This is a genomic window from Pseudomonas sp. BNK-15 (assembly GCF_047456105.1).
Taxonomy (GTDB): Bacteria; Pseudomonadota; Gammaproteobacteria; order Pseudomonadales; family Pseudomonadaceae; genus Aquipseudomonas; species Aquipseudomonas putida_E.
This window is the reverse complement of record NZ_CP179898.1, coordinates 3,766,572-3,782,091: the sequence shown is the minus strand read 5'-3', so window position 1 is coordinate 3,782,091 and position 15,520 is coordinate 3,766,572. Positions and strand designations below refer to the sequence as shown.

Below are 15,520 nucleotides of genomic sequence, written 5' to 3'. Positions count from 1 at the left end.
TTTCAGGAGAAAACCGTGATCAGCTCATCGACCGTCGTCAACTCAGTGGTGGAAAAACTGCGCCAGGCCCTGGCCCGCGGCCAGTGGCGCTCCGGCGACATGCTGCCTGGCCAGCGCGAGCTGGCCGAACAGTTGGGCATCAGCCGCCCCAGCCTGCGCGAAGCCGTGACCGTTCTCGAGACCCTCGGCCTGGTGCGCTCCATGCCGGGCAAGGGCGTGCTGGTGCTGGATGCCGAACCGGCCGTGCTGGAACCAGGCGTCGACAGCAGCGCTGCAGCGAGCCTGGCCGATGTCCTGGAGCTGCGCTACACCCTCGAACCGTTCATCGTCGGCCTGGTGGCGCAATCGGCCAACAGCCAGGACATCGGTCAGCTACGCCTGACCCTGATGGACATGCGCGAAGCGCTGGATGCCGATGACAGCGATGCCGGGGCCAAGGCCTATATCGCCTTCCACGAGGCGCTGTTCGCACTGACCACCAACCCGATTTTCCAGAGCGTGGTACAGCAGACCGGCAATGCCCTCAAGCAAAGCGCCAACATGCTGCGCAACTCACCCGAACACCTTGCTGCTCGGCTCAAGGAAAACGAAGCCGTGGTACGCGCCATTCGCGACCGCAACAGTGCCCAGGCCAGCGCCCAGATGCGCCAGCACATCCTTGCCGAAGGGCAGCGTATGGGCATCGAACTGAACATCCCGGATGACCATCCGCGCCAATGACCCCAGGAGAGCGACCATGACCGCCTGCGCCCACGCCGCCCCCCACCTGCCTGCCCTGCTCGCCGCCGGCGAAACCCGCCTGTCGGCCGAGCAGATCTACCCTCGCCTGTTCGACGCCATTCTCGAGCAGCGCTTGCCGCCCGGCAGCCTGCTGCCCGAGCAGGCACTGGGCAACGCCTTTGGCGTCAGCCGCACGGTGATCCGCCGGGTACTCGGGCGCCTCTCTGACCAGCAAGTGGTGGTCCAGCGCCCCAGCCACACCGCGCACCTGGCCGCCCCTGATCCACAACAGGCGCGCCAGGTACTCAGCGCCCGACGCCTGGCCGAAACCACCCTGATCAGTCTGGCAGCACAACGCGCGCGGCCGGCGCAGATCCGCCAATTGCGTTCGCTGGTAGAGCGCGAGCGCCAGCACCACGAGCGTGGCGAACGTTGCGCGGCAATCCGCCTGGGCGGCGAGTTCCACCTCAAGCTTGCCCAGGTGGCCGCCAATGCACCGCTGGCACGTTTTCTCAACGGTCTGGTGCCGATGACGTCTTTGATCATCGCCCGCTATGAATCGCCCTGCTGCGACCACTGTGCCTGGCAAGAGCACGCGGCGATCATCGATGCCGTGGAGGCTGGTGACGCGGCAGCGGCGCTTGCACTGATGGATGAGCATCTGGACCGCCTGGAAGAAAAACTCGACCTCGCCTGACAGGGCGCATGCGCAGCCGATCACCGGCCCTATACTCGGTTAACCACCCAGCCTCGAAACCCGGGAGGCGGTCGTGTGAACCCACGCATCCTCGTGCTGCTCTGCCTTCTGCTGGCCCTCGGCGGCTGCGCCGGCAAGCGCCCGCCTGCCCCGCCGCCGCCCGCCGTGCTGACCCCCGCCGCCTGGCAACGCATCGACCAGGAACTGATCGATGCATCGGTAGGCGCCGCAGGCTCGGCCAACGACTATGCGCGGCGCTCGATGCGGGTATGGAAAGAACAGGTACAGCAACGTACCGAAAGCGACTTCATTCCCTGGTTCACCGGTTACTGGACCCAGCAATGGCTGACCCTCAAGGTCGCCTGGTACAAGCTCAACAGCGGTGAGGGCCGCGAGCCTGCGGAAAAACGCCTGGCCCTGTACCTGCAGGAACAGTACCAGAACCGGGTGATCGAGCCGGTGGCCGAGCAGATCAACCCCGAAGTCATCCGCGACCGCGCCTGCGAGTTGTACCTGCAACTCTTTGGCCAGCAACTGCCGGCCATCATCCAGCGCTACAACGCCCCACCCGATCAGCTCAGCCAGCGCCTGAACCGGGTCCCGGCCATTGCCCTGGGGCCGCCGCCGGCGCGCAACGCCAGCCTCTATCAATTGCTCAAGGCCAAGCCGCTCGACCAGCAACCCGCCTGGCTCGCCCTGCGCGACCACCTGCACCGGCAAGCGGCCAAGGGCCCGGGGCAAACCGACGTAGGCCTGTCGTCGGTGGCCACCCGCGCCAGCGAAAAGCTTGGCGCCACCCTGGCCCCTCGCGGCATTGCCAGTGCCGTGGCCAGTGCGGTGGGCAAGGTGGCCGGGGCGATGATCTCGGTGGCGGCAGCCGGCTACGGCATGATCACCCACGATCGCGATCACCCGGAGATGGTCGAGCAATTGCGGGTGATCCTCAACGTGGCGCTCAATCAGGAATGGCAGGAGTTGATGGAGAACCGCCAGAGCGGCGCCATGGCGGGGGTGTACTACCTGTCGGGGCAGGTCGAGGACAGTTTGCTGGCCAGTGCGCCGCGGCCAGTGGACCCGGCCGTGCAACCGGAACAACCTGCGCGGCAGGAGCCCTTGTTGATCCGCCTGCCGCCATAGCGGTACCGACACCCTCAGGCGGTAGCCATGGCCGATGCCGGCAGACCGAAGATACGGTCGAACGCCCAGTTGTAGGCAAAGGTGTAGCAAGGCACCAGGATGATAAAGGCAAGGTCCACCAGGAACGCCTCGACCAGGCTCATCCCCAGCCACCAGGCAATCAGCGGGATCAGGTACACAACCAGGGTCAGCTGGAAACCGACAGCATGCACCACCCGCCGCGCCACGCTGCGGCCGCGCTTGGCCTGGCGGCTCTCCCAATACTCGAACAGGCTGTTGTAAATCAGGTTCCAGAGCATGGCGATGGTGGTGATCATCACCGCCAGCGGCCCAGTATGCGAAGCCTGGGTATCGGACAAATAAGCCAGCCCCAGCGTCGACATGCACAAGCCAATCAGCTCGTAGAAAGTCACGTAGACCAGTTTGCGTTTCAGTCCCTGCACCGGGTTTACCTCATGTGGAATCAAGCGAAGGGCGCGAGAATGCTTCAAATTTATTGACAGGCAAAGTCGGTAGCTTTCAGATTCACTGACAGGAGGCCGACATGAACTTTTCCAGCGACAACATCCAGCTGTTCCTCGCCGTGCTCGACCGGGGTTCGTTTTCCGCTGCGGCACGCACCCTTGGCCGGGTACCATCCGCTGTCAGCATGGCCATCGGCAACCTTGAAGCCGAACTGGGCTACCCCCTGTTCGAGCGCGGCCCGCGCGAGGTTCACGCTACCGCCCAGGCTTTGGCCCTAGAGCCACACGCCAGGCTGATCGCCGAGCAACTGGGGCTTCTGCAAGTGCACGCACTGGAGCTGTCGCAAGGGCTGGAAAGCAGCCTGACCCTCGCCGTGGTCCCGGATATCGATCAGCGCCCGCTGTTTGCCGCCATCGCCAGCCTGGGCGAGCGCTACCCGCTGCTGGACATCCAGCTGCTCAGCGCCCCGCAGGAAGACGCATTGCAGTTGCTCGACAGCGGCCGTGCCGACCTGTGCCTGGCCTTCGCCGGCCTGCATGTCGATGCCCGCCGGGGGTTCCAGCACATTGGTACGCAATCGCTGGTTGCCACCCTGTCACCGGCGCACCCGGCACTGCGCGACGGGCGCATCCGCTACCTGGAAGACCTGATCAACGTGCGCCAGATCCTGGTGCGCAGCCGCGACCTGCCGCTGGCCGACCCGCGCGCGCTGATCGGCGCCACGCACTGGTCCACCGACAGCTTCGACTTCGCCGTGCAAATGGTCGAAGCAGGCCTTGGCTGGGGCGATTTGCCCTTGGCCAGGGTGGCGCCGCTGATCGCTGCCGGGCGCCTGGTGCGCCTGCGTTTTGGCAATACCCGCAACGAACTTCAGTTGCCGATTCATGCCTTCTGGCGCAGGCAGCAACCGCTGCGCCAAGCGGCGCGTCTGCTGATCGAACAGCTAGCCAACTGCTAGCGCACCGTCCGTCGAAATCGCCTCAGCCTGATGACGTAAGTGCTTCAATTTTTTATGAGATTTGCCGATACCAGAGTGGACAGGCCCATCGCGCCACAAGCGCGCAGTGCCCTTCCCTCCATGGCTCAAGGTCTCGAAACATGAACCTGAAATTTCGCCACAAGATCCTCCTCAGCGCGTGCGGCGTCGTGGTACTGGCCTTTGCCCTGTTCACGCTCTACAACGATTACCTGCAACGCAACATCATCGCCCAGAACATCGAATCGTCGGTGCAGCAGTCCGGTGCGCTGACTGCCAGCAGCGTGCAGAACTGGATGAGCGGGCGCATCCTGGTGCTGGAGAACCTGGCCCAGGACATTGCTGAACAAGGGACGGGCGATACCCTGGCCGGGCTGATCGAGCAGCCTTCCTACACGCAAAATTTCCTGTTCACCTACCTGGGCCAGGCCAATGGTGTGTTCACCCAGCGCCCCAATGCCCAGATGCCGGCCGGTTACGACCCACGCCAGCGCCCATGGTACGGCGCCGCCGCAAACGCCGGGCAGACCGTGCTAACAGCCCCTTACCAGGGCGCTGTCGGTGGCCTGATGGTGACCATCGCCACGCCGGTGAAGCGTGACGGCGAAATGCTCGGAGTGGTCGGCGGCGACCTGACCCTCGATACCTTGGTGCAGATCATCAACTCGGTCGACTTCGGCGGCATCGGCCACGCCTTCCTCGCCGACAGCAGCGGCCAAGTGATCGTCAGCCCCGACAAAGACCAGGTGATGAAGAACCTCAAGGACATCTACCCAGGCGCTGGCTTGCGCGTGGAGCCCGGTATGCAGGATGTCACCCTCGATGGCCAACAGCGGTTGATCTCCTTTGCCCCGGTGGCCGGCTTGCCGTCTGCCCAGTGGTATATCGGCCTGTCGATCGACAAGGAAAAGGCCTACGCCGCATTGGGCCAGTTCCGCACCTCGGCGATCATCGCCATGGTCATTGCCGTGGCGGCCATCGCCGGGCTGCTGGGCTTGCTGATCCCGGTGCTGATGCGCCCGCTGACCACCATGGGCCGCGCCATGCGCGACATCGCCGAAGGTGAAGGCGACCTGACCCGCCGCCTTGCCGTGCAGCGCAAAGATGAGTTCGGCGAGCTGGCCACCTCGTTCAACCACTTTGTAGAACGCATTCACACCTCGATCAGCGAAGTGTCGTCGGCCACGCGGCTGGTGCACGACCTGTCGGAAAAGGTGGTCAACGCCTCCAATGCCTCGATCATCGGTTCCGAAGAGCAGAGCATGCGCACCAACAGCGTCGCTGCGGCCATCAACCAACTGGGTGCCGCCACTCAGGAAATCGCACGCAATGCTGCGGACGCATCGCAGCACGCCAGCGGCGCCAGCGAGCAGGCCAATGGCGGGCGCGAAGTGGTGGAAGAAGCGATCAACGCCATGACCGCCCTGTCGCAGCGCATCAGCGAATCCTGCGAACAGATCGAAACGCTCAATGCCAGCACCGACGAAATCGGCAAGATCCTCGACGTGATCAAGGGCATCTCCCAGCAGACCAACCTGCTGGCGCTCAACGCCGCGATCGAAGCGGCCCGTGCTGGTGAAGCCGGGCGCGGGTTTGCCGTGGTCGCCGACGAGGTTCGCAACCTGGCGCACCGCACCCAGGAATCGGCGGAAGAGATCCACCGCATGATCACCAGCCTGCAGGTCGGCTCGCGTGAGGCGGTGCACACCATGAACACCAGCCAGGTGTCCAGCGAACAGACCGTGCAGGTCGCCAACCAGGCCGGTGTTCGCCTGGCCAGCGTGACCCAGCGCATCGGCGAGATCGACGGCATGAACCAGTCGGTGGCCACCGCTACCGAAGAGCAGACCGCGGTGGTCGAGAGCCTTAACCTGGACATCACCCAGATCAATGCGCTCAACCAGCAAGGGGTAGAGAACCTCAACCAGACGCTGCAGCATTGCGATGCGCTGGCGCAGCAGGCTGGGCGTTTGAAGCAACTGGTGGGCAGCTTCCGCATCTGAGGTGATGTGCCGGCACGCTCGCCTTCTGCAGGGGATGAGCGTGCCGGCGCTGAAGCTCAGGCAGTTATAACCTAATAACGAACAAGTCTATTTGGCTATATAAACTACCTATATGCTGGCACCCATCCGATCACGGGCAAAGCTGGGCAGTCGAGTAGCGTATGGATGTAGGTTCTTTCGGTTTCACCATAGCCGGGCTGGTTGTGGGGTTCATCGTCGGCATGACCGGCGTCGGTGGCGGTTCGCTGATGACGCCGATCCTGCTGTGGTTTGGCATCAGCCCGGCCACCGCTGTCGGCACCGACCTGCTCTACGCCGCCATCACCAAGGCCAGTGGCGTGTGGGTGCACAGCCGCAACAAGAACATCGACTGGAGAATCACCGGCCTGCTCAGCCTGGGCAGCGTCCCGGCAGCAGCGCTGACCCTGTGGTTCCTGAGCACCCTGCACACCGACACCTCGGCGCTCAACGGCATCATCAAGCAGGGCCTGGCGGTGGTATTGATCCTCACTGCGCTGGCAATCCTGTTCAAGTCGCGGCTGCAAGCGTTCGCCAACCGCCATGCCGGTGACCATTACCAACTCAGCGACCGTAGCCTAAACATCCTTACCGTACTCACCGGCGTGGTGCTGGGTGTCATGGTCACCCTCACCTCGATCGGTGCCGGCGCCCTGGGCACCGTGGCGCTGTTTTTGCTTTACCCGTTCCTGGTCACCCGGCGCCTGGTGGGCACCGAGATCGCCCACGCGGTGCCGTTGACCCTGGTCGCAGGCCTGGGCCACGCCGGCATGGGCAACATGGACTGGTCGCTGCTGGGTTACCTGCTGCTCGGCTCGTTGCCCGGCATCTACCTGGGCAGCCACCTCACCGGGCGGATCTCCGACCGCGTGCTGCGGCCCTGCCTGGCGGGGATGCTGTTGCTGATCGGGTACAAGCTGGCGTTTTGAGGAAAGGGTTTGGCGTGAGACGGGTTGGCCGGCCCTCACGCCATCACAAGCCACACCTCACCCGAGCCGCAAGCGCCATCGCCCGGTAAAGCTCAGTTGCACACGCGACAAAGGCAGCACATCAATCTGCCGATGGGCAGCCAGGGGGCAGCCAAGCACCTGCACCAGCACCGCACGAATCACCATGGGATGGGTCACCGCCACCCACTCGCCCGGTTTATCGAATGCCGCCAGCCACCCCGCCATGCGCTGGCACAGCTCGGCAAACGACTCACCACCATGCGGCGCACTGTGCGGGTCGTCCAGCCACAACGCCAGCGCCTGCGGTTGCTCAGCCTGCAATTGTTTCAATGCCAGCCCGTGCCAGCACCCCAGGTCGCAATCGGCCAACGCTGGCTCGACCTGCACCGGCATCGAAAAACCTGCCGCCGTTGCCCTCGCACGCTGCTCCGGCGCGGTCAGCATGCGCGTTTCAGGTGCCACGGCGAACGGCTGGGCGTGCAGCGGCAAGATGCCGTCGTCAGGGCGGTGCAAGCGCCCGGTCTTCTGGGCCGTTGTCAGGGCATGACAGATCAAGGTCAGGTGTACGGCTTTCACCAGGCGGCTTCTTCGCAGGGGACGGCCGACTGGTTTAGCACGCCGAGGTTATTTTTTCCGCAACAATGTCGCAGCCCTGGAGGAACACTGCGTTACGATGGCCAGTCCAAATTAGGCGAAATGCCACTAGAGCCGACCCGAATGCCAGCCAGCTCCTCCTCTCCCAGCCCGTTGCTGCTAGCCCTGCGCGAGGGCACACGCGACTGCCACAAGTCACTCGAAGCCCGCCTGCCGTTCTTTCAAGCGCACTTCGATGCCGCTGCCTACAGCCGGCTACTGCAAGCCTATTACGGGTTCCACGCCCCTCTCGAAGCGCGGCTGGGCGATTATCAGGAACCCGTGAGGGCCAAGACACCGGCTCTCACCCTGGACCTGCAAGCCTTGCACCTGAGCGCCGCCGACATCGATGCCCTGCCCCTGTGCCAAGCGCTGCCTGCCATCAACGATGAGGCAAGCGCGCTGGGTGTGATGTACGTAATGGAAGGCTCGACCCTGGGCGGCCAGGTACTCAAAAAGGCGATGTCCGAACGCCTGGGTCTCGACCCGGCCAGCGGCACAGGCTTTTTAGATGTATACGGTGCGCGGACGGGCAACTACTGGCGCAGCTTCCTCGACCGCCTTGGCCAGGCCTCGACAGCACCTGCAGCGCAGGCCGCCACCGTGCAGGCGGCCATCGAAACATTCCAGTGCTTCGAGCGCTGGCTTGGGCAACGCAACGTGCTGAACCAAAAACCCGGCTAAAGAGGCCTGCTCGCTCTGACCCTGTCGCCGGCAAGCCGGCGATGGGGCCCGCTCAGGCAAACAGCTGCAGCAGCACCCACCCCGGCACCAACCCCGCCAGCCCGACCGCCAGCCGCGGCCAATACGGCAACAGCACGACCAGCAGCATTGCCCCCAGCGACATCATCGCCAACCAGGCCACCGGCGCCATGGCCCAGCCCCAGGCCTGGGCACAGAGCAACAGGCTGATCATCAGTGCCAGCCAGCCAGCGCCACGCAGCACCACGCGCAATGGCCGCGGGCAAGCCCGCTGCCATACCTGCTTGTAGTGCCGCTCCAGGCCTTGGCAAAGGCCAAGCATGCCGGCATAGGCGAACAGCGTGCCGCCCGCGATCAGCATCATCATGCGCCTGCCTCCACGCTGCGCCCTGCCTTGCGTGCAAGCGGCGCCGGCTCGGCATTCTGCACGCGCCACGCCACCACACCGAGCAATACCCCCAGCACCAGTGCGCAAGCTGCCACGCCCAGGCGCAAGGCATCCGCCAGCCCACCGAACAGCCCAAGGCCCATGCACAGCAGTGCCGTCAGTCCCAACTGCTCCACCCACGCCCGGCGCGCAGGCCTGATACCCGCATGCAACAGCGCCAGCAGCCATACACCAAAGAACGCCCGCACCTCCCAGGCTTCGCGCTGTACCAGCTCGACCGGCAGCAGGCGGCTGGCCCAGAGCAAGCCGGCACAGGCCAGCAGCAAACCGGCAACGAAACCGACATTGCACACCTCGGCCACCCGGTACCAACGCCGCGCCGACAACTGCGCGCTGGCGTACTTGCGCCCACGCTTCACGCAAAACAGCACCAGGCCACTGGCGATCATCACGCAGCTGATAACGCCACAAACGAAGTACAACCAACGCATCGGGTACCCGCCAAACTGGGCAAAATGCAGGCCGACCATGACCCGCTGGGTCAAGGGGGCCGCACGCCACTCGGTCACATCGCTGAGCAACTGGCCGCTTACACCATCGAATACCATGGCCTGCCCCTTGGACAGGGCGATGCGGTTACCCAGTTCAGGGCGGACCTCGATACGTGCCCCGGCAGTGTTGGGATTGCGGATATTGAAACCGGCTATGGGCCCCAAGCGTGCCTGCGCCTGGGCCAGTAGCGGTACCACATCGGCCAGCTCCGCGGGCTGCCTGGCCATGCCCCTTGGCTGCTCCAGGCGGGCGTTGCCCTGGGCCTTGAAGTAGGCCCGGTTGTCCCCGGCGAACAGCGCATCGACACCTGCAGGAATGTAGATGAGCATGAAGATCACAAGCCCCGTGTAGGTGATCATCAGGTGGAACGGCAGCAACAGCACTGCACTGGCGTTGTGAAAGTCCAGCCAGGAGCGCTGGCCCTTGTTCGGCCGGAAAGTGAAGAACTCCTTGAAGATCTTCTTGTGGATGACAATGCCGGTGACAAGCGCCGCCAGCATCACCAGCGCCAGTGCACCGACCACGAAAATGCCCCAGTTGCGCGGCAGGTCGAGGGTGAAATGGAAGCGGAAAAAGAAATTGCCGCCGACACTGTCGCGTACCTCGATGGCCTCGCCCGTCTGCGGGTCGAGCTGTACGCCGCCGCCATGGCGCCGCTCACCGGTAGACACCCGCAGCCCGGGCGAACGATCGGTGGGCAGGCTGACGCCCCAGTTGCCGGCCTGCGGCTCATGGGCTTGCAGGTAGGCAATGGCGCGCCGCGCGGCATCGGCCTGGGTCACTTCACTGGCCGGGATTTCCGGCTGCATCCAGTGGTTCAGTTCTTTGTCGAACACCGCCAGGGTGCCGGTGACGAAGATGGCGAACAGCAGCCAGCCGAAGATCAGCCCGCCCCAGGTGTGCAGCCAGGCCATCGATTGAGTGAAGGTGTTCTTCATGCCAGCCACTCCAGCGCCTGGGGCCAGAAGCCGATCAACGCCAGGGGCGCAGCCAGGGCCAGCGGTAGCCAGGCGCGCACCGCGTCACGGCTGGCAAAGGCCCAGAGGATGGCTGCGGTGTAGAAAATGAAGGCCGGCAGGGTCGCGACGATGACCGCATCGGCAGGTGACAGGGGCAGCAGCCGCGCCAGGCAGGCGGTGGCGGCATAGGTAAGCGCGTAGCCGCCCAACAGCGCGGCGCTGCTGCGCGAGAGGATCTGCAACCAGGCGGTCTTAGTGTTCATTGGGGTATTTCCTGGTAGTCACATCGAGGCAAGCCCGCTCCCCAGGTACACCACTGCGCTTGCGCCCGTGGGGTATCTGCAGGAGCGGGCTTGCCCCGCGAATGGGCCGCAGCGCGGCCCCTGCATCAGAACGAGATATTCAAGGAAGCAAACACCGCACGTCCCGGCTGGTTGTAGGTGTTGGCACCCGAGCTGCTGGCATTGCCACCGCGATAGATCTGCTTGTCGAACACGTTGTTCACGCCCACCCGCACGTCATAGTTGGCGTTGAACTTGTACCCGGTGCTGACATCCACCAGCCCGTAAGCCTCGACATCCTGCTGCGCCTCGGCGTCGTAGTCTTCCTGGGTGCGGTAGTTGTAGGTCGGCGACTTCTGCTTGCCGTAGTAGGTTCCGGCCACCTGGAACGAAAGCTTGTCGGTGGCGCGCCAGTCCAGGGTGCTGTTGACCGTGTATTCGGGGATCACCGACAGCGGCTCGCCCGTCTCGCGGTTGTCGTTGTCGAGCATCCAGGTCAGGTTGGTGTTCCAGTCCAGTACCGGGGTCAGTTCGACGAACAGGTTGCCCTCGATGCCTTCCACACGTGCCTCGCCGGCGTTCTCCCACTGGGTCACGCGGCGGCCGCTGTTGATGGTGTAAAGCACATCGGTGTCACCGATGATCTTGTTCTTGTAATCGTTGCGGAAGTACGTCGCGCTGGTACGCCAGGTGCCGCGGTCGTACAACAGGCCGATTTCCTTGTTGACGCTGATTTCCGGCTTGAGGTCGGCATTGCCCTGCAGGTAGCAGCCCCCGGAGTTGCTCTGCTGCACACTGCAACCGTTGCCACGGCTGTAGAGCAGGTAGTTGGGGTTGGACTGATACAGGTTCGGCACCTTGTAGGCCCGGGCGATACCGCCCTTGACCGACAGCGCATCGGTCAGCTTGTGCGACAGGTTGAGGCTGGGGCTGAAGTTGTCGCCAAAGGTTTCGTGGTGGTCGAAGCGCAGGCCCGGGGTGACGGTGGTGTCGCCCAGCACAATGTTGTCCTCGACGAACAAAGCGTAGCTCTTGGCGGTCATCTTCGAGTTGCTGCGGTCGAAGCCACTGATGACGTCACTGCCACCGCCGCTGGGGTCGAAGCTCTGGGGGCGGAACGAGCCCTGGTCGTTGAGCGATTCGTAAAGGTACTCGCCGCCCAGGGTCAGCACATGTTCAGTACTGCCCATGGCAAACGGCAGGTTCACCTCGCTGCTCAGGCGAGTGTTGCGCAGCCGCGACATGGCTGCACCGCTGTCGTTGATCGCACCCTCCGGGCCACCGGCCAGGCCTTCGTTGAGACGCCAGTTGCGTACGTATTCGTAAGCCAGGCTGGTCTTGCTGGTGCCCCAGCTGAAATCGCCAAGGTGGGTCAGGTCATAGGTGTTGCGCTGCATGACATTGGTCTCGTGGCCATACAGGCTGGAGATCAGGTCGACATTGCTGCCGCCGTTGCTGTTCATGGTATCGCCGGCATAGAGGTTGCCCTGGCGGCTGTAACCGGCGCTGGCTTCAAGGCGGTGCTCGTCGTTGAGCCGCCAGCTCAGCAGGCCGTTGATGTCCTTGTTGCGCACGCCCTCACGGCCGGCGACCAGCGCGCTGTTGGCGTGGTCGGCGTTGATGTCCAGGTCGTCGGCGTCGGTCTTGGCCAGGCCACCGTACAAACGGAAACCGAGGTTGTCGGTAAGCCCACCGCTGAGGTTGAAGTTGGCACGACGGCTGACACCCTCGGCACTGTCTTGCGGCATTTGCGTGAACAGGTTGAGGCTGCCCTTGAACGCCTCGGTGGGCCGCTTGGTGATGATGTTCACCACCCCGCCCATGGCGCCCGAGCCGTAGCGCGCCGCCGCCGGGCCGCGCAGGATTTCGATGCGCTCGACCGCCTCGGCCGGCACCCAGTTGGTTTCGCCGCGGGTGTCGCGGTCGCCGTTCCAGCCGTAGCGCACGGCGTTGCGCGCGCTGGACGGTTTGCCGTCGATGAGGATCAGGGTGTTCTCCGGGCCCATGCCGCGCAGGTCGATCTGCCGGTTGTTGCCACGCGCACCACTGGCGCTGTTGCCAGTCAGGTTGACCCCCGGCTCCCGACGGATGATGTCGGACAGGTCGTTGGCCGGCGGGCGACGCTTGATGTCTTCTTCAGTGATGATCGACGAACCCAGCGCCTGACGTGCCTCGCGCTCTGCAGTGACCAGGGTGTCCTGGATCACCAGTGCGTCGTCGGCCACCGGCATTTCCAGCACCTCACCAGGGCTGCGCTCCACTGTTTCAGCGGCGGTCGCCATCATGGCCGGTGACGCCAACGCGACAAACGCCAGGGCCAGGCTGTTGGGTGAAGTTCTGCACTGCATTGACACATCTCCTGCGATGGGTAAGCGAAGGGCACATCCCTGCCAGGAAGCCGGAAGGCCCGCGCCCACCGGCCTCGCAAACACTGTTCGGGGGCCAACAGGGTTGGTAAATATAGTGATTCTCAAATGGGTTTAAATCTTATTTACGAAACTTACATGTTTGCACCGGAACTTTTCTGACGCGTAGCCAGCCCGTGTACAGTCACTTTTGCCCCTCTCCCCTGAGATGAGACAGCGTTTCCATGCTCCCAGCCGCTCTGATCTTCCTGTTCACCCTGACCCTGGTCATCTGGCAGCCCAAAGGCCTCGGCGTTGGCTGGAGCGCCACACTCGGTGCCTTGCTGGCCCTGGTGTTCGGCGTGGTATCGCTGCATGACATCCCCACGGTATGGGCCATCATCTGGAACGCCACCGCCACCTTCATCGCCCTGATCGTCATCAGCCTGCTGCTGGACGAAGCGGGCTTTTTCGAATGGGCGGCGCTGCATGTGGCGCGCTGGGCGCGAGGGGACGGGCGCCGCCTGTTCGCCTTCATGGTGCTGCTGGGCGCGGCGGTATCGGCGCTGTTCGCCAATGACGGCGCGGCGCTGATCCTCACCCCGATCGTCATGTCGATGCTGCTGGCGCTGCGCGTCTCCCCGGCGGCGACCCTGGCCTTCGTCATGGGTGCAGGCTTCATTGCCGACACCGCCAGCCTGCCGCTGGTGGTATCCAACCTGGTGAACATCGTCTCGGCGGACTACTTCGACCTGGGGTTCAACGCCTATGCCTCGGTGATGGTGCCAGTGAACCTGGTAGCAGTGGCTGCCACGCTACTGGTGCTGTGGCTGTATTTTCGCCGCGACATTGCGCTGCGCTATGCCACCGAGGACCTCAAGGTGCCGGCAATGGCCGTGCGCGACCGCGCAACGTTCCGTGTCGGCTGGGCGGTGCTGCTGGCATTGCTGGCCAGCCTGTTCGTGCTCGAGCCCATGGGCATCCCGGTCAGTGCCGTGGCCGCAACCTGCGCGGCGGTACTGTTCGCCGTTGCCGCCCGGGGCCATGTGATCTCCACCCGCCGCGTGCTGCGCGAGGCACCGTGGCAGATCGTGGTGTTTTCGTTGGGGATGTACCTGGTGGTCTACGGCTTGCGCAATGCCGGCCTCACCGACTCGCTCGGCAATGTGCTGAGCTGGCTGGCCGGGCACGGGCTATGGGCAGCCTCGCTGGGTACCGGCCTGATTGCGGCGCTGCTGTCGTCGGTCATGAACAACATGCCCAGCGTGCTGATCGGGGCGCTGTCGATTCATGCCAGCGAGGCGCAGGGTGTGGTGCGCGAAGCGATGATCTATGCCAACGTGATCGGCTGCGACCTGGGGCCGAAGATCACCCCGATCGGCAGCCTGGCCACGCTGTTGTGGCTGCATGTGCTGGCGCGTAAGGGCGTGACCATCGGCTGGGGGTATTACTTCAAGGTTGGGGTGTTGTTGACGGTGCCGGTGTTGCTGGTGACCTTGGCAGCGTTGGCGGTGCGCCTGAGCCTTTGAAAACGCCGCAGGCCACTGCCCTGTATTCGACCGTGAGGTGAGTGACCTCATGTACAGGCGTCAACGCAGCCCGAACGTCATCGGCAGAGAGCAGCTCTGGGCCATGCACACTGACGATGGCAGCATGCGCTTGAGGCCCCACTTTCCAGACATGCAGGTCGGTGATCTGAAAATCGCCGGCTTGGCCAAGCAACTCCCTGATTTCTTCGGCGACAGGGTTATCGGTCTTATCAAGCAATACGGCCGCAGTATCCTTCATCAGCAACCACGCCCAGCGTGCAATCACAACAGCGCCAATGATCCCCATGACCGGGTCGAGCCATATCCAGCCAAGGTATCTACCGGCCAGCAGCGCGACGATCGCCATGACCGACGTGACCGCATCGGCGAGCACATGGAGGTAAGCCGACCGCAAGTTGTTATCTCCATGCGAATGGGTGTGATGCCCATGCGAATGGCTGTGATCATGACCGCCGCCGGCCAGAAGAAGGGCGCTGATGATATTGACCAGCAAACCGACGATCGCAATCAGGGTCGCCATCCCGAACTGCACTTGGGTAGGCTGAAATAGCCGCAGAACCGACTCGATGCCGATGCCTAACGAGACAAGACCAAGAATCAACGCAGAAGCGAACCCTCCGAGGTCACCCACTTTACCGGTACCGAAACTGTAGGCGGAACTTGCCGAATGCTTGCGGGCGTAAGCATAGGCCGCAGCGGCAATTCCCAGCGCGCCCGCATGGGTTGCCATATGGAAACCATCTGCCAAAAGCGCCATCGATCCCGTGACATAGCCTGCGGCAATCTCACCGACCATCATCACCACGGTGAGCATCACTACCCACAATGTTCGTTTGGCATTGTCATCGTGGGCGGTGCCCAAGAAGTTGTGGCTATGTTCGAAATCAGTCGTGCTCATGGCCTGCTCACTTTGAATACCGCCGAATCGGCATCGAATGGGTCTTCAACGTTTTGTGCGCGCTCCAGTTAGGTCAGACCTTTCCCCCCTTGGTTGCCCTTCAGTGTGCAACAAAAATGGCACTCAACCAGAAGCTGACGGAAAAGTAATGTCGGGCTCAGCTTGCTGACAGCGCCCGGTAGCTAGCCTGAACCCGAGACCAGCGCCTATCAGGCGGAGTGAGAGCTCAATTGAAACGGGATGGTT

15 protein-coding genes are annotated in these 15,520 nt (G+C 63.7%); 8 read left to right on the top strand and 7 right to left on the bottom strand.

Annotated elements, in window-relative coordinates:
• The first annotated feature begins 15 nt into the window (after positions 1 to 15).
• From ACMGF5_RS17265 to ACMGF5_RS17255, 3 genes are all read left to right on the top strand, one after another.
• Positions 16 to 720 carry a FadR/GntR family transcriptional regulator gene (locus tag ACMGF5_RS17265; protein WP_115275376.1) on the top strand — a complete coding sequence of 235 codons (705 nt, stop codon included), beginning with the start codon at positions 16 to 18 and terminating at the stop codon, positions 718 to 720.
• A 16-nt stretch (positions 721 to 736) separates the two neighbouring features.
• Complete coding sequence (locus ACMGF5_RS17260) at positions 737 to 1,417, top strand: GntR family transcriptional regulator (protein WP_012313630.1); 681 nt, start codon at positions 737 to 739, stop codon at positions 1,415 to 1,417.
• A 75-nt stretch (positions 1,418 to 1,492) separates the two neighbouring features.
• Positions 1,493 to 2,554: a hypothetical protein gene (locus tag ACMGF5_RS17255; protein ID WP_119688597.1), complete on the top strand. Its 1,062-nt coding sequence runs from the start codon at positions 1,493 to 1,495 to the stop codon at positions 2,552 to 2,554.
• Positions 2,555 to 2,568: 14 nt separating this feature from the next.
• Here ACMGF5_RS17255 and ACMGF5_RS17250 read toward each other — a convergent pair whose 3' ends face one another.
• Positions 2,569 to 2,997 carry a PACE efflux transporter gene (locus ACMGF5_RS17250; protein WP_012313628.1) on the bottom strand — a complete coding sequence of 143 codons (429 nt, stop codon included), beginning with the start codon at positions 2,995 to 2,997 and terminating at the stop codon, positions 2,569 to 2,571.
• Between the two features lie 101 nt (positions 2,998 to 3,098).
• Here ACMGF5_RS17250 and ACMGF5_RS17245 point away from each other — a divergent pair, with 101 nt between their 5' ends.
• The 3 genes from ACMGF5_RS17245 to ACMGF5_RS17235 all read left to right on the top strand — a co-directional run bounded on the left by ACMGF5_RS17245 (position 3,099) and on the right by ACMGF5_RS17235 (position 6,945).
• On the top strand, positions 3,099 to 3,977 hold the full coding sequence (locus ACMGF5_RS17245; protein ID WP_414157000.1) for a LysR family transcriptional regulator: 879 nt from the start codon (positions 3,099 to 3,101) through the stop codon (positions 3,975 to 3,977).
• Between the two features lie 140 nt (positions 3,978 to 4,117).
• Entirely contained in the window at positions 4,118 to 5,998 is a 1,881-nt protein-coding gene (mcpA, locus tag ACMGF5_RS17240) for a methyl-accepting chemotaxis protein McpA (protein WP_414156999.1), read from the top strand.
• Positions 5,999 to 6,159: 161 nt separating this feature from the next.
• Complete coding sequence (locus tag ACMGF5_RS17235) at positions 6,160 to 6,945, top strand: sulfite exporter TauE/SafE family protein (RefSeq protein ID WP_012313625.1); 786 nt, start codon at positions 6,160 to 6,162, stop codon at positions 6,943 to 6,945.
• Between the two features lie 57 nt (positions 6,946 to 7,002).
• On the opposite strand, the gene ACMGF5_RS17230 is transcribed toward ACMGF5_RS17235, so the two are convergent.
• Positions 7,003 to 7,542: a histidine phosphatase family protein gene (locus ACMGF5_RS17230; RefSeq protein WP_119688594.1), complete on the bottom strand. Its 540-nt coding sequence runs from the start codon at positions 7,540 to 7,542 to the stop codon at positions 7,003 to 7,005.
• Positions 7,543 to 7,683: 141 nt separating this feature from the next.
• Here ACMGF5_RS17230 and ACMGF5_RS17225 point away from each other — a divergent pair, with 141 nt between their 5' ends.
• A complete protein-coding gene (locus ACMGF5_RS17225) occupies positions 7,684 to 8,283 on the top strand; it encodes a biliverdin-producing heme oxygenase (RefSeq protein WP_125923197.1) in 600 nt (199 codons plus the stop codon).
• A 52-nt stretch (positions 8,284 to 8,335) separates the two neighbouring features.
• On the opposite strand, the gene ACMGF5_RS17220 is transcribed toward ACMGF5_RS17225, so the two are convergent.
• The 4 genes from ACMGF5_RS17220 to ACMGF5_RS17205 form a co-directional block, all read right to left on the bottom strand.
• Complete coding sequence (locus tag ACMGF5_RS17220) at positions 8,336 to 8,668, bottom strand: DUF3325 domain-containing protein (RefSeq protein ID WP_046787912.1); 333 nt, start codon at positions 8,666 to 8,668, stop codon at positions 8,336 to 8,338.
• The gene (locus ACMGF5_RS17215; RefSeq protein WP_119688592.1) at positions 8,665 to 10,179 is read right to left on the bottom strand and encodes a PepSY-associated TM helix domain-containing protein; all 1,515 of its coding nucleotides are present in this window, start codon (positions 10,177 to 10,179) and stop codon (positions 8,665 to 8,667) included. Before ACMGF5_RS17215 ends, ACMGF5_RS17220 begins: the two co-directional genes overlap by 4 nt.
• On the bottom strand, positions 10,176 to 10,463 hold the full coding sequence (locus tag ACMGF5_RS17210; RefSeq protein ID WP_174141759.1) for an iron transporter: 288 nt from the start codon (positions 10,461 to 10,463) through the stop codon (positions 10,176 to 10,178). The genes ACMGF5_RS17215 and ACMGF5_RS17210 overlap by 4 nt, the downstream gene beginning before the upstream one ends.
• 125 nt (positions 10,464 to 10,588) lie before the next feature.
• Positions 10,589 to 12,829 carry a TonB-dependent siderophore receptor gene (locus ACMGF5_RS17205; RefSeq protein ID WP_281868518.1) on the bottom strand — a complete coding sequence of 747 codons (2,241 nt, stop codon included), beginning with the start codon at positions 12,827 to 12,829 and terminating at the stop codon, positions 10,589 to 10,591.
• 242 nt (positions 12,830 to 13,071) lie between these two features.
• Between ACMGF5_RS17205 and ACMGF5_RS17200 the strand changes: the two genes are divergently transcribed.
• Positions 13,072 to 14,355, top strand: a complete 1,284-nt coding sequence (locus ACMGF5_RS17200; protein WP_414156998.1) for an arsenic transporter — start codon at positions 13,072 to 13,074, stop codon at positions 14,353 to 14,355.
• On the opposite strand, the gene dmeF is transcribed toward ACMGF5_RS17200, so the two are convergent.
• Positions 14,279 to 15,274, bottom strand: coding sequence for a CDF family Co(II)/Ni(II) efflux transporter DmeF (dmeF, locus tag ACMGF5_RS17195; protein ID WP_414156997.1), 996 nt, complete (start codon positions 15,272 to 15,274; stop codon positions 14,279 to 14,281). The two genes, ACMGF5_RS17200 and dmeF, sit on opposite strands and share 77 nt — an antisense overlap.
• Positions 15,275 to 15,520 lie beyond the last annotated feature (246 nt).